A 12,979-nucleotide genomic window follows, 5' to 3' on the forward strand; every position below is an offset into this window, starting at 1 on the left:
GTAACGGATATCTGGAGAGTGTTAAAATGTGGGAATATCGGGCGGACCGATACCCGTGGTTTGCTCCCCAGTTGTCGGCTTCATCCCACGGCTAAAACCGTGGGCTTTCGCCTCGCTACCGCTGTAATACGACGTCGCGGTTTGTCGCATAGTATGGATCGGACGGAACTGTTCCTCGCCCTGATCGTGTTCCTCCTGGCTGCCCTGGTGTACGAGACGGGGGACGGACAGACACCCGAGTTCATCGTGATCCCCGTGATGCTGATACTGTTCCTGTTCCCGTTTTATATCGCGGGTTCCGCCATCGTCGAGAACGTCGTCACCGAATGAGCCACCCGTAACCCGCAACACCCCATCGGTGACTGGGTCGTCGTACTGTTCGGCGACAGCCTCCCGACGGCTGAAAGCAGGCCAGCCGACAGCCTGCCCTCCCCCGAAGCGGGACACGCTCCGCGGGGCGGAGCGGTCCCCGCCCGGCCCACCGGTGGCTAGATCAGCTGGTGGTACGCCGTCGCCGACCGGCCGCGCGAACCGCCCTTTTTTGCCCCGGCCGTGCCATTCCGACGTATGCGCTTCGACTCGTTCGTCCTGGCGGCGGCGACCGCCGACCTGGACGACGAACCCGCCGCCCGGGAGCACGCCGACGCCGTCGAGTTCCGGATGGACCTGGCCGACGAGCCGCTGGCCCAGCTAGCGGCCTACGACGGCGTCCTGCCGCTGATCGCCACCAACCGCGCCGAGTGGGAGGGCGGCGAGGCGGGCGACGCGGGACGGCTGGACGACCTCGCGGCGGCCGCCGAGTACGACGCCGTCGAGGCCGTCGACGTGGAACTGAACGCCATCAGACACGGCGGGGGGAGCGGCGTCGTCGACCACGCTCGGGAGCACGACGCGGCGGCCATCGCCTCGCTGCACGACTTCGACGGGACGCCCGCGGCGGACGAGATGCGGGAGATGCTCGACGACGCCGTCGACAACGCCGACGTGGGGAAACTGGCGGTGACCGCGACCGACCCGGCGGACGTGCTCACCCTGCTGATGCTCACCCGCGAGTTCAGCGCGCGCGGCGAGACCGTCGCGACGATGGCGATGGGCGAACCGGGCCGTCACTCGCGGGCCGTCGCGCCGGTGTACGGCTCCCGGATCGGCTACGCGCCGGTCGACCCCGACGAGGCGACCGCGCCGGGCCAGTACGACCTCGCGACGCTCCGGGAACTGATCGAACAGTTGCGTTCGAAACCCGAAGCTTAACGGCCGGCGACTGACAACGTCGGGTCAGTATGTCCCGCTTACGGTCGGCGCTGGCGGTCGGCCTCTCGCTGCTGTTTCCCGGACTCGGCCACGCCTATCTGCGGCAGTGGGTGCGAGCGCTGCTGTGGGCCGCGCTCTCCGTCTCCGCGTCGGCGCTGTTGCTGCCCGAACCGGCCACGTCCGGCACGCTGCTGGAGCGGGCCACGGCGACCGTGCAGGCCATGTCGCAAACCGAGACGTTCGTCCTGCTCTCGATGAGCGTCTTCGCCGCCATCGACGCGTTCGTCATCTCGGTCCAGCAGGCGAACTACGACCCCGACGCGGTCCACTGCCCCAACTGCGGGAACGAGATAGACGAGGACCTGGACTTCTGTCACTGGTGTACCAGCCGGATCGGCGAGCCGGGCGACGAGGCCGAGGAGTCGGCGACGTGATAGTGTTTCTTCTCACTGGTTACCAGTAGTCGCCCCCACCGGTACTGGCGACCACCGGTAATTGGCGAGAAGAAACACTATGAGCTATTTCTCGATGATGCTCTCCTCGACGGCCTCGCCGAAGTGCCGGGCGGTGTCCTCGTAGTACACCCGCACCCGGTCGCCCTCCTCGAGGTCGGTGACGGCGGTGCGGCCGTCCTCCGTGGCGACTTTCACCGTCTCGGCGTTCTGGATCAGCGTCTCGAAGCGGTCGCCGTTGTCGGCCTCCAGCTCGACGCGGAACATCGGCCGCTGCTCGATCTTCGCCCGCCCGACGACCGCCTCGCGGGTGTTGCCGTCGGTGTCGACGACCTGCACCTCGTCGCCACTGCGCAGTTCCGAGAGGTACTTCGTGCCGCCGTCGGGCGTCCGGACGTACGCGTGGACCGCGCCGGCGTTGACCCGGAACGGGCGCGAGGCGACGTACGGCGACTCGGCGGTCTCGGCGTGGACGAAGACGAGGCCGCGGGACATCGAGCCGACGAGCATTCCCTCGTCGTGGTCCATCAGGCTCCCCGTGTCGACGCAGACGCGGTCGGCGCTCCCGGCGCGCTCGACGGTGCGGACCGTCGCCGACTCCAGGTCGAGCGTCTCGCGCTCGGCCTCGTCGCGGACCGCGACCGTCTCCCGGATCTCGTCGGGGTCGTCGCTGTCCAGCAGGACGGCGTCGGCCCCGAGTTCCAGCGTCTCGTAGGCCGTCTCGGCCTCCTCGGCGCTCGTGACGCCGGCGATCAGTTCCGTCTCCGAGCCGATCCGGGCGATGAGGTTCTCCAGCGGGATGATCGTCCAGTCCTCGCCGACGACGATGGTGTAGTCGGCCTCGGTCGCCGCCGCCTCCGCGAACGATTCGTAGTCCTCGTCGAAGATACGGACGTACGCGCCGTCGGCCCGCTCGTCGTCGCGCCGGAGCGTCGACAGGTCCGCCGACCCCGAGAAGTCATTGGGCAGGTCGACCGTGCCGTCCCCCTCGCCGTCCTTGCCGACGACGTAGGCGTCGGCCCTCGCGCCGCCCTCGCTCTCGGGGTCGTCGATCACGTCCACGTCGCCGCCGGTGACGAAGGCGGCCACGTTCACGTCGCCCAGTTCGCGGACGCGCTCCACGTCGTGGTCGTCGACGAGTACCCAGTCCACGCCGGACTCCAGCCCGGCCGTGATCCGCCGCCGTCGCGCCTCCCAGTCGCCGACGCTGCCGTCGGCCTTGAGCCACACCGATCGTGTCATGTCCTACCGCTCGCACGGTGTAGCCATGAACGTGGCGGAACCGACACCGTTGGCCGGCCGTGGTCGACACGCTGCCGCTTCAGCAGATCTGCCAGCCGCCGTCGACGTGGACCAGTTCGCCCGTCGTGTAGCTCGCGGCGTCGCTGGCGAGGAACAGCGTCGCGCCCGCGACGTCCTCGGGCCGGCCCGCGCGACCCTGCGGGACGGGCTTCAAGAACTCGCCCTCCTCGGCCTCCTCGGTCCACCCCTCGGATATCTCGGTGGCGATCTGGCCGGGTGCGACGCCGTTGACGCGGATGCCGTGTTCGGCCAGTTCCAGCGCCGCGCCGCGGGTGATCATCCGGACCGCGCCCTTCGAGGTGTCGTAGGCCACCTGCCCGTGCTGGGCGAGGTTGGAGCTGATCGACGCGGTGTTGACGATCGCACCCGGCTCCTCGCGCTCGATCATGTCCTGGGCGGCGGCCTGACAGCCGACGAACACGCCGCGGACGTTCACGCCGAGCAGGCCGTCGAGCGTGTCGGGGTCGGTTTCGAGGATCGACCCGCCGCCGAAGATGCCCGCGTTGTTCACCATGACGTCGACGCCGCCGAAGTCGCGGGCGGCCTCGACGACCGAGCGCACCTGGTCGGGGTCGGACACGTCGGTCTCGACGAACTCGGCGCGGCCGCCGGCGTCCTCGATCGCCTCGTGGGTCGGCAGGTCGGCGTCCACGTCCTTCGGCTCCTCGCGGAGGTCGGCGACGATCACCGTCGCCCCCGCGTCGCCGAACGCCCTCGCTATCGCGCGCCCGATGCCCGAACTGCCGCCGGTGACGATCGCCGTCTCGCCCTCGAAGTCGAAGTTCGCGTCTCCCATACCCGCGGCGTACGGCAAACGACGAGAAAACAGTAGCGGCTCGGGGCTACGCCTCGACGGCCAGCCCGGACTCGTGGAGCGCGTCCTCCGCGCTCGCGTCGTCGTGGACGACGGCGGCGACCGCCGCCGCGATCGCGCCGGGGTCGTCGTGCTGGAAGATCGAGCGCCCCATCGAGACGCCCGCGCCGCCGGCGTCCATCACGCCGCGGACCATCGACAGCGTCTCGCGGTCGGTCCCCTTGCTCCCGCCGGCGATGACGACCGGCAGGCGCGTCGACTCGACGACGCGCTCGAAGCTCGCGGCGTCGCCGCTGTACCCCGTCTTCACGATGTCCGCGCCCAGTTCCTCGGCGAGGCGGACCGCGTGCCCGAGCGACTCGGGGTCCGTCGAGTCGACGCCCGGCCCGCGAGCGTACGCCATCGCGAGAACAGGCATGCCGAGCCGGTCGGCCTCGGCGGTCAGCTCGGCGAGCTGGCTGAGCTGGTCCGGCTCGTGGTCGCTGCCGACGTTGATGTGGAAGGAGACGGCGTCGGCGCCGGCCCGGACGGCCTCCTCGACGGTGCCCGTGAGGCGCTTGTCCGCCTCGTCGGGACCGATCGTGGTCGAGCCGTTGAGGTGGACGATGTACCCCTGTCCGTTCTTGTTGTCGTGGACGCGCGGGGCGATCCCCTTCTGCGTGAGGACGGCGTCCGCGCCGCCGCGGGTCACCGCGTCGATCGTCGATTCGATGTCCGCGAGGCCTTTGACGGCCCCCATCGTGATCCCGTGGTCCATCGGGACGATGACGTGTCGCCCCTCTGTCCCGATCCGTTCGAGTCGCGCCTCGATACCGGTGGTCATGGTATGTGAATCTGTGGCAAGTCCGCGTTATGTGTGTTCTGGTTCGGGCACGCGTTGCTCGTAGCCGGCCGCCGCGCCCTCGGCGAGTTCTCGCGCTTTCGCTTCGAGGTCGGTAGCCACCTCGTCGACGGGGCGGTCGGTCTCGTGGCCCGCGGCGACGATGTCGACCAGCGCCGACCCGACGATGATCCCGTCCGCGCCGCCAGCGACGATGCGCTCGGCGTGCTCGCCGGTCTTGATCCCGAAGCCGACCGCCTTCGGCACGTCCCACGCTTCGAGGCGGGCGAGGGCCTCGTCGGTCTGCCCGCTCACGTCGTCGCGCGCGCCGGTGACGCCCAGGCGGGCCTGCACGTACACGTAGCCCGACACCTGCGCCATGATCCGCTCCAGGCGCTCGCCCTCGGTCGTCGGGGCGACGATGAACACCAGGTCGAGGCCGTGGTCGTCGCAGGCCTCGCGGAGCGGGTCGGCCTCCTCGGCCGGGAGGTCCGGGACGACGAACCCCTCGATTCCGGCCTCGGCGGCACGCTCGACGAAGGGGCGAGGGCCTTCTTCGGACCCATACTGATAGATCAGGTTGTAGTACGTCATGCAGACCAGCGGAACGTCCACGTCGAGTTCCTCCACGAACTCGAAGTAGCGGTCCGGCGTCATTCCGGCGTCCAGCGCGCGGGTCACCGCGCCCTGGATCGTCGGCCCCTCCGCGACGGGTTCGGAGAACGGCAGGCCGAGTTCGATCACGTCCGCGCCGCCGCGGGCCAGCGCCTCGACGTACGCCTTCGAGGACTCGTAGTCGGGGTCACCGACCGCGAGGTAGGGGATGAACGCGGGGCCGTCCGCGAACGCCTCGTCGATGCGGCTCACAGTCCATCCCCCGCGAACGCGTCCATGTCGGGCGCGGCCGCCAGGTCGCGCTCCGCGCTCTCCTCGATGACGCTCTCCAGGTCCTTGTCGCCGCGACCGGAGACGTTGATCACGGTCACGTCGCCGAGTTGCTCGGGGTGCTCGTGCGCGAACGCGAACGCGTGGGCCGTCTCCAGCGCGGGGATGATCCCCTCCTCCTGCGAGAGCCGGTGGAACGCCTCCAGTGCGGCGTCGTCGCCGACGTTGACGGGCGTCACCCGTTCCTCGTCGACGAGGTGGGCCAGCTCCGGCCCGACGCCGGCGTAGTCCAGCCCGGAGGAGACGCTGTGGGACTCCATCACCTGCCCGTCCGTGTCCTGCAGGAGCTTCGTCCGCGCGCCGTGGAGCACGCCCTCGTCGCCGGTCGACAGCGACGCGGAGTTGGGCGCGACGCCCGCTTCCTCGTCCACGTCGAGGGAGCTACCGCCGGCCTCGACGGCGTAGAGGTCGACGTCGGCGTCGTCGACGAACTCGTGGAACGCACCCATCGTGTTCGAGCCGCCGCCGGCACAGGCGACGACGCTGTCGGGCAGCCCGCCAGCCTGCTCTTTGACCTGCTCGCGGGCCTCCTCGCTGATGACCGACTGGAAGTCCCGGACCATCCGCGGGAACGGGTGCGGGCCGACGACCGAGCCGATGACGTAGTGGGTGTCCTCGACGTTCGTCGCCCAGTCGCGCATCGTCTCGTTGATCGCCTCCTTCAGCGTGCCGCGCCCGACCGTGACCGGATTGACTTCGGTCCCGTTGAGTCGCATCCGGAACACGTTGGGGCGCTGGCGGTTGATGTCGCGCTCGCCCATGTACACCTCGCAGGGCATCCCGAGGTGGGCGGCGGCCATCGCCGTCGCGGTGCCGTGCTGGCCCGCCCCGGTCTCGGCGACGATCCGCTCTTTCCCCATGTACTTCGCCAGCAGCACCTGCCCCAGCGCGTTGTTCAGCTTGTGCGCGCCGCCGTGGAGCAGGTCCTCGCGTTTGAGGTACACCTCGCTGTCGTACCGCGCCGACAGCTGTTCCGCGTGCTGGAGCGGCGTCGGCCGCCCGCCGAAGTCCCGAAGTCGCCGCCGGAACTCGTCCATGAAGCCGTCCTCGTTGCCTCTGACGTACCGCTCGTAGGCGTCCGCCAGTTCCTCGACGGCCGGCATCAGCGCCTCCGGCACGTACTGTCCGCCGTACTCTCCGAACTTGCTCGTGCTCATCGTGTGGGTGTGCCGCGTGTCCGTGGTCCTGTCATCGTGTCAGTCGCTCCGTGTTCGTCCGGACGACCGCGTCCGGCGCTCGCTCGTCGTCCGCGTCCCGCACGCCGTCCATCACCGCCGACCCGATCAGCAGGCCGTCCGCGCCCGCCGCCCGCATCCGCGTCGCGTCCTCCCGCGTCCCTATGCCGCTCTCGGCAATGAGTGTCACGTCCCGCGGCGCGTCGGCCGCGACCCGCTCGAACGTCCCGAGATCGACCTCCAGCGCGGCCAGGTCACGGTTGTTCACGCCGACGATGTCGGCACCGGCGTCGACCGCCCGCGCCAGTTCCTCGGGCGTGTGGACCTCGACGAGGACCTGAAAGCCCCGGTCGCGCGCCGCCGCGATCAGGTCGGGTAAGTCGTCGCCGACGAACCGCGCGATCAGCAGGACGGCGTCGGCCGCCACCGCGTCGAGTTGCGCCTCGCGCAGGACGAAGTCCTTCCGCAGGACCGGCACGTCGACGGCCTCGCGCACGTCACGGAGGGAGGCCGGCGACCCGCCGAAGTGGTCCGGTTCGGTCAGCACGGACAGCGCCGCCGCGCCGCCCTCGACCATCGCCGTCGCCAGTGCCACGGGGTCCTCGTGGGCGGTCCCGTCGGTCGTCGGACTCGTCGGCTTCACCTCGGCGATGACCGGCACGCGCCCGTCGGCCTCGGCGGCCGACAGCGCGTCCGGCAGCGAGCGAGCGTCGACGCTCACCCGTCCGTTGTCCTCGTCGCCGCGCTTTCGGGCGGCGTCGAGTATCGACCGCACCGCCGGCGCGACCTCGTCGGCGTTCATCATCGTACATTAACGGACGGATCTGTACATAAGGCTTGCGGGCCGGCGGCGTCAGGTAGCAGCAGTCAGACAGTCGGGAAAGAATCTTTGGCCCGACGGTCGAACCGGGACCGTGAAGCGACGAACCCTCCTCGCGTCCGGGGTCGGCCTCGCGGGCGCGGCCGTTGCGGGCGGAGTCGGATGGATGACGGGGAACGACGCGTCGGTTCGGATAGCGAACGCCGGCGAGGAGCGGGCGGACGTGACGCTGACGGTCCGGACGGCGGCCGGCGAACGCGTGTACCGCGACGCGTTCGAGCTCCCCGCGAACGACGCCGTCGAACGGCCCGACGTGGCAAGCCCCGGCCACGAAGTCGCCGTCTCCGTCGGGGAGTTCTCCCTCGACCGGACCGTCGAGATGCGGGTCTGTCGGGACCCGCTAATCCGTGCCGAAGTCGGTCCCGGTGATGCGGTCGCGATGGGACAGCGATGCCGGCGTCGCTGGTGAGACGCACGAACCGACAGTTGCCGTCCGGGGTCGACCGACCCCACCGCCAGAACTAAGTAGCAGTGTAAAGTACACTTTACTGTAAAGCCCGCTTTACACCATCGGGTTTGCACCACACCCATGACACAGACAGCACTCTCCGCCACGGACCGGGTCGCCAGCCGCCGGCGCTACCGGCGGCTGATGTTCGGTAGCATCGCCGTCGCGGTCGTCCTCTCGCTGACGCTTCGCTTCCTCGACTACCCGCTGATCGGCGAGGCCGTGTACTGGCTCGGCATCGTCGGCTTCCTCGCCGCGGCGTGGCTCTCCCCGGTGACGCTGTTCGACGAGCGCGACGAAACGCTCGAACGGAAGGCGAGCCAGACCGCCATCGGCGTTATCGGCGTGGTGCTGGTCGTCGGCGCGTCCGCGGCCCGCACCGTCACCGCCCTCGAACTCTACACCGTTCCGACGGTCGTCTGGGGCGCGCTGTACGGCTACGTCCTGCTGTTCGTGGTGTTCGCGCTCGCCTACGGCTGGGTCAGCCGTCGACCATGAAAAACGACCTCAGGGAGCGCCGCGACCGCGCGGACATGAGCCAGGCCGACCTCGCGGCGGCCGTCGACGTGACCCGCCAGACCATCAACGCCATCGAGCGCGAGCGGTACGACCCCTCGCTCGAACTGGCGTTCAAGCTCGCCGACCACTTCGGCTGTCGGGTCGAGGACCTGTTCTTCCCGGAGTCGGAGGACTGACTCCCATCGGAACGGACGACCGCCGCCGCGTCCGTGCGAACGTTCAAGTCCGACACGCCCCTCCGCCGAGGCATGGACGACGCCGGCATCTACGCGCGGGAGTCGCCGTACCTCGACAGCCACGTGCAGCTGGGGATCGCAAGCGGCCGCGTCGTGAGTGTCTCGTTTCCCGAGACGCCCGAGGACAACGCCGACCCCGACCACGACCTGCTGGACCGGGTGTTCGCCTATCTGGAGGGGACTGAGGACGACTTCGCGGACGTGCAGGTGGCGCTGACCGTTCCGACGGACCGACGGAAGGTGCTCGAAACCGTCCGGGACCTGCCGTACGGCGAGAGCGTGACCGTCGCGGCGCTGGCGCGGATGACCCCCGGGATCGACGCCGACGACGAGGAGGACCTGCGGCTCGTCCGGACGGCGCTGTCGGACAACCCCGCGCCGCTTTTCATCCCCGACCACAGGGTGAACGACGGGCCGAGCGCCGCGCCGCCCGCGGTCGAACAGCGGTTGCGGTCGCTGGAAGGGCTGTAGTGTTCGCTCTCGCCACGTACCGGGGACCACCCGCACCGGTACCGGGGACCACCGGTACCCAGTGAGAGCAAACACTGTGACCGGGGCGACGGTCGTCCGCTACGCTCCGATCCGCGGCCGGATGAACAGTTCGAAGGCGTACAGCGAGAACGCGGCGAGCAGGAGCAGGCTCACCGCGCCCTCGCCGAACGGCGGGGCGTCGACCAGGAGCAGGTACGCCTGCGCGAGCCCGGCGGCGGCGAAGAGCCCGCCCGACACCCGCATCCCACGCACGTCGGGGTTACGGACGCGGAGCAGAACGCCGAACGCGACCATCACGAGCGAGAACGTCACGTCGGCGAACAGCGTCGCGGTCGGGTCGTTCGTGGTAAAAGCGTACCCCGCCGCCAGCAGGTAGACGATGGCGACGACGACGGTCAGCGCGCGCACGTCGACATCGTCGCCGATGGAGACCATGCCCGTGACGACTCACAGCGGCGACAAGTGTTTTTCCATGCCGGGGGGTCACTCCCCGGCCCACTCCACCCCGATTCCCTCGTGGACCACGAACTCCAGCGCGTTCACGAGGTAGTGGGCGACCACGACGACGAAGAGGCTCCCGGTGACGACGAAGGCGGCGGCCAGCACGAACCCGAGCGCGCCGGTGACGGCGACGCCGCCCGGCCCCTGCATCCCGTGGCCGAGCGCGAACGCGACCGTCGAGACGACCGCCATCGCCCACGGCGAGACGGCGAAGCCGGTCGACACCACGCCGACCAGCGCCGCGCGAAACAGCAGTTCCTCGAACAGCGCGATGACCGGCAGGACCGTGCCGAGCAGGACCACCCACCCGGTCAGGCTGTCGGGCGCGAGCAGTTCGCGCAGTTCCTCGTCCGGTTCGACGCCGGCTCGCCGGAACCCGGCCGCGGCGACCTCGTTGCCGGCGTACAGCAGGAGGCCCAGACCGACGCCGACGGCGAGCGCCGGCCACCCGGTGCTCGCGGCCGTCGGCTCGATCCCGAGCGCGGCCGCCGGGACCTCGGTGTACAGCGCCGCGCCGACGAGCACCGCGCCGAACAGCCCCTGCGAGAGCGCGACGTTGGCCAGCAGCGCGCCCGTCGTCAGCGACGGGTCGTCGTCGGGCCGGAGCGTCTCGTGGGACGGCGTGCCGGGCGGGAACGGGGTGCTCGTGTCCGCCGACGCGGTGCCGTCACCCCCCGGCGCGGCGGAGTCGGTCCCGGCGTCGACTGCCCGCGGTTCGGCCGGCGTCGGTTCGGGCGGGGTGTCAGCGTCGACCGCCGGCGAATCGGCTGCGGGCCGCGTTCCGCCGGTCTCGTCCGGTCCTGTCTCGACGGCGGTCCCGCCGCTCATGGCGGTCTGTGTCGCACGCGAGAGCAACAGCAGTAAAGAGAGGACGACGAAGGAGACGCCGGTGAACGTCGCCCAGTCGGGCACGCGTTACTGCGGGCTGGGGCTGGAGCTGCCGCGGCCGACCTGCCGTTCGAGGGCCGACCCGGTGATGCTCTTGATGCGGTCGACGAGCCCGTCGTTCTCGGTCTCGCCGGCCAGCGCGACCTCCAGCACCTCGCTGATGTGGGAGACGGGGACGATCTCGACCTGTTCCTCGTACTCCTCCTCGATCATCACGTCCTGCTCGTTGGCGGCCGGGATGATCACGGTGTCGAGGCCCGACTTCGCCGCGGCCTCGATCTTGTGGGTGACGCCGCCGACCGGGAGCACGTCGCCCCGGACGGAGAGGGAGCCGGTCATCGCCAGGTCCTGCCGGACCGGCGCGTCCTCCAGCGCGGAGACGACGGCGGTCGCCACCGTGATGGAGGCGGAGTCGCCGTCGACGCCCTGCTGGCCCGCCTGCACGAACTGGATGTGGACGTCCTTCTCCGAGATGTCCTCGTCGGAGAACTTCTTGATGATCGCCGAGACGTTCTGGACGGCCTCCTCGGCCATCTCCTGGAGCTTCCCGGTGGCGATCACCTGACCGGGCCCCTGCGAGGGGGTCACCTCGGCCATCACGGGGAGGACGATGCCGCTGTCCTCGCCCATGACCGCGAGGCCGTTGACGCGGCCGACCACGTCGCCCTCGGAGACGGTGAGCTCGTAGTCCTTGCGGCGCTCGATGTAGTCGTCCGCGAGCTGCTGCTCGATGGAGCGGCTCCGGCGTTTCGCCTGCAGCACGTGGTCGCGGGTGGTGTACTCGGCGTCCTCGGCGCGGGCGATGTCGCCCGCGACGCGGACCAGCCCGCCGAGGTCGCGCAGCTTCAGCGTCAGGTGGCCCTTGCGGCCCGCGCGGCGCTTGGCTTCGAGGATGACCTCCTCGATAGCCTCGGGCGTGTAGTGGGGCAGGCGGCCGTCCTTCTCGACCTCCTGCGCGATGAAGCGCGCGTACTTGCGGCGCATCTCGGGGGTGTCGTCGATGGTGTCGTCCATGTACACCTCGTACCCGTACCCCTTGATGCGGGAACGGAGCGCGGGGTGCATGTTCTCCATCGCGTCGAGGTTCCCCGCCGCGATCATGATGAAGTCACAGGGGACCGGCTCGGTCTGGACCATCGCGCCCGAGGAGCGCTCGGACTGGCCCGTGATCGAGAACTCGCCCTCCTGGATCGCGGTCATCAGCTTCTGCTGGGAGCGGATGTCGAGCGTGTTGATCTCGTCGACGAACAGGACACCCTTGTTCGCCTTGTGGATCGCCCCGGGCTCGACGCGGTCGTGGCTGGGCGTCTCCATGCCGCCGGACTGGAACGGGTCGTGGCGGACGTCGCCCAGCAGCGCGCCGGCGTGAGCGCCCGTCGCGTCCTCGAACGGCGCGGTGCTCTCGTCGGCGGCGTTGACGATGAGGTTCGGGATCATCGCGTCGCTACCGCGGTTGGAGTAGCGGAAGGCGAGGTAGACCACGCCGGCCGCGAGGATGCCGAGCAGGATGCTCGCGGGCGACAGCAGCGTGTAGCCCAGCACGATGGCGATGATGATCCACATCAGGAACGAGCGCATCCGGTTTTTCTTCCGGGCCTCGTCCTTGTGGGCCTCCACGATCTGCTCGCCCTTGCCGGCCGGCACCGTCCGGACCTTCGGCTCGTTGCCGTCGTCGGGGTTGTGGTAGACGAGTACGTCCTGCAGGTCCTCCTTCGGGAGGAGTTCGCTCATCGCCTTCGCCAGCATCGACTTCCCCGTCCCCGGGGTGCCGATCATCATCACGTGGCGGCGCTGCTTGGCGGCCTTCTTGACGATGTCGCGGGCGTCGTCCTGCCCGATCACCTGGTCGACGAGCTTGTCCGGGACATCGATGTCCTCGGTCGAGTCGATCTGGAGTCCGCCCAGCAGGTTGTCCTCCTCGTCGTCGTCGATGAGGTCCCTGTCGACCTGGCTACCGAGGTCCTCCAGCGGGTCGTCGTCGCCCGCGTCGGCGTCCGTCGCCTCCGTAGACGGGCGCTCGCTTCGCCCCGGGGAGTCACCCGACTCCAGGGGTTCGTCCGGGTCGGGATCGACGCCCTCCTGGTCGGTGGGGGCGTCGACCCCCTCGCCGGGGTCGTGTTCCTCCGGCTCCGGGGAAACGTCGTCCGTGTCCGTATCGTTGCTCATAGAATGCGTTGCTGGCTGATCCGAAGGCTGGGGAACTGATATACTTTCTCCCTCCTTTTCCGATCTCCCATACGCCCGAAAACACCAGCA

At 69.8% G+C, this 12,979-nt stretch carries 16 protein-coding genes; 7 read left to right on the forward strand and 9 right to left on the reverse strand.

Annotated elements, in window-relative coordinates; translation table 11 throughout:
• Positions 1–153 precede the first annotated feature (153 nt).
• From D8896_RS19685 to D8896_RS18605, 3 genes are all read left to right on the forward strand, one after another.
• The gene (locus D8896_RS19685; RefSeq protein WP_162991659.1) at positions 154–330 is read left to right on the forward strand and encodes a hypothetical protein; all 177 of its coding nucleotides are present in this window, start codon (positions 154–156) and stop codon (positions 328–330) included.
• A gap of 237 nt (positions 331–567) precedes the next feature.
• Entirely contained in the window at positions 568–1,251 is a 684-nt protein-coding gene (locus D8896_RS18600) for a type I 3-dehydroquinate dehydratase (RefSeq protein WP_121823610.1), read from the forward strand.
• Positions 1,252–1,280: 29 nt separating this feature from the next.
• Positions 1,281–1,685: a zinc ribbon domain-containing protein gene (locus tag D8896_RS18605; protein ID WP_121823611.1), complete on the forward strand. Its 405-nt coding sequence runs from the start codon at positions 1,281–1,283 to the stop codon at positions 1,683–1,685.
• An 84-nt stretch (positions 1,686–1,769) separates the two neighbouring features.
• On the opposite strand, the gene D8896_RS18610 is transcribed toward D8896_RS18605, so the two are convergent.
• From D8896_RS18610 to trpC, 6 genes are all read right to left on the reverse strand, one after another.
• On the reverse strand, positions 1,770–2,945 hold the full coding sequence (locus tag D8896_RS18610; protein WP_121823612.1) for a 3-dehydroquinate synthase II: 1,176 nt from the start codon (positions 2,943–2,945) through the stop codon (positions 1,770–1,772).
• A 79-nt stretch (positions 2,946–3,024) separates the two neighbouring features.
• Positions 3,025–3,801: an SDR family NAD(P)-dependent oxidoreductase gene (locus D8896_RS18615; protein WP_121823613.1), complete on the reverse strand. Its 777-nt coding sequence runs from the start codon at positions 3,799–3,801 to the stop codon at positions 3,025–3,027.
• 46 nt (positions 3,802–3,847) lie between these two features.
• On the reverse strand, positions 3,848–4,642 hold the full coding sequence (locus D8896_RS18620; RefSeq protein WP_121823614.1) for a 2-amino-3,7-dideoxy-D-threo-hept-6-ulosonate synthase: 795 nt from the start codon (positions 4,640–4,642) through the stop codon (positions 3,848–3,850).
• A gap of 27 nt (positions 4,643–4,669) precedes the next feature.
• On the reverse strand, positions 4,670–5,506 hold the full coding sequence (trpA, locus tag D8896_RS18625; protein ID WP_121823615.1) for a tryptophan synthase subunit alpha: 837 nt from the start codon (positions 5,504–5,506) through the stop codon (positions 4,670–4,672).
• Complete coding sequence (gene trpB, locus D8896_RS18630) at positions 5,503–6,741, reverse strand: tryptophan synthase subunit beta (RefSeq protein WP_121823616.1); 1,239 nt, start codon at positions 6,739–6,741, stop codon at positions 5,503–5,505. The genes trpA and trpB overlap by 4 nt, the downstream gene beginning before the upstream one ends.
• A 31-nt stretch (positions 6,742–6,772) precedes the next feature.
• The gene (gene trpC / locus D8896_RS18635) at positions 6,773–7,564 is read right to left on the reverse strand and encodes an indole-3-glycerol phosphate synthase (protein WP_121823617.1); all 792 of its coding nucleotides are present in this window, start codon (positions 7,562–7,564) and stop codon (positions 6,773–6,775) included.
• A gap of 109 nt (positions 7,565–7,673) precedes the next feature.
• On the opposite strand from trpC, the gene D8896_RS18640 reads away from it, so the two are divergent.
• The 4 genes from D8896_RS18640 (at position 7,674) to D8896_RS18655 (ending at position 9,313) form a co-directional block, all read left to right on the forward strand.
• On the forward strand, positions 7,674–8,048 hold the full coding sequence (locus tag D8896_RS18640) for a hypothetical protein (protein WP_162991660.1): 375 nt from the start codon (positions 7,674–7,676) through the stop codon (positions 8,046–8,048).
• A 120-nt stretch (positions 8,049–8,168) separates the two neighbouring features.
• Positions 8,169–8,585 (forward strand): DUF2178 domain-containing protein, encoded by a 417-nt coding sequence (locus D8896_RS18645; RefSeq protein WP_121823619.1) that lies wholly within the window; start codon positions 8,169–8,171, stop codon positions 8,583–8,585.
• The gene (locus D8896_RS18650) at positions 8,582–8,782 is read left to right on the forward strand and encodes a helix-turn-helix transcriptional regulator (RefSeq protein WP_121823620.1); all 201 of its coding nucleotides are present in this window, start codon (positions 8,582–8,584) and stop codon (positions 8,780–8,782) included. The genes D8896_RS18645 and D8896_RS18650 overlap by 4 nt, the downstream gene beginning before the upstream one ends.
• 72 nt (positions 8,783–8,854) lie before the next feature.
• Positions 8,855–9,313 carry an MGMT family protein gene (locus tag D8896_RS18655; RefSeq protein ID WP_121823621.1) on the forward strand — a complete coding sequence of 153 codons (459 nt, stop codon included), beginning with the start codon at positions 8,855–8,857 and terminating at the stop codon, positions 9,311–9,313.
• A 99-nt stretch (positions 9,314–9,412) separates the two neighbouring features.
• Here the strand turns inward: D8896_RS18655 and D8896_RS18660 are convergent, their stop codons facing one another.
• The 3 genes from D8896_RS18660 to lonB are packed head-to-tail and all read right to left on the reverse strand — an operon-like array spanning position 9,413 to position 12,889.
• Positions 9,413–9,769 carry a hypothetical protein gene (locus D8896_RS18660; RefSeq protein WP_121823622.1) on the reverse strand — a complete coding sequence of 119 codons (357 nt, stop codon included), beginning with the start codon at positions 9,767–9,769 and terminating at the stop codon, positions 9,413–9,415.
• A 48-nt stretch (positions 9,770–9,817) separates the two neighbouring features.
• A complete protein-coding gene (locus tag D8896_RS18665; RefSeq protein ID WP_121823623.1) occupies positions 9,818–10,747 on the reverse strand; it encodes a CPBP family intramembrane glutamic endopeptidase in 930 nt (309 codons plus the stop codon).
• Between the two features lie 3 nt (positions 10,748–10,750).
• A complete protein-coding gene (gene lonB / locus D8896_RS18670) occupies positions 10,751–12,889 on the reverse strand; it encodes an ATP-dependent protease LonB (protein WP_121823624.1) in 2,139 nt (712 codons plus the stop codon).
• Positions 12,890–12,979: the final 90 nt, after the last annotated feature.

It is taken from the genome of Halostella salina, assembly GCF_003675855.1.
In the GTDB taxonomy this organism is placed as follows: Archaea; Halobacteriota; Halobacteria; order Halobacteriales; family Natronoarchaeaceae; genus Halostella; species Halostella salina.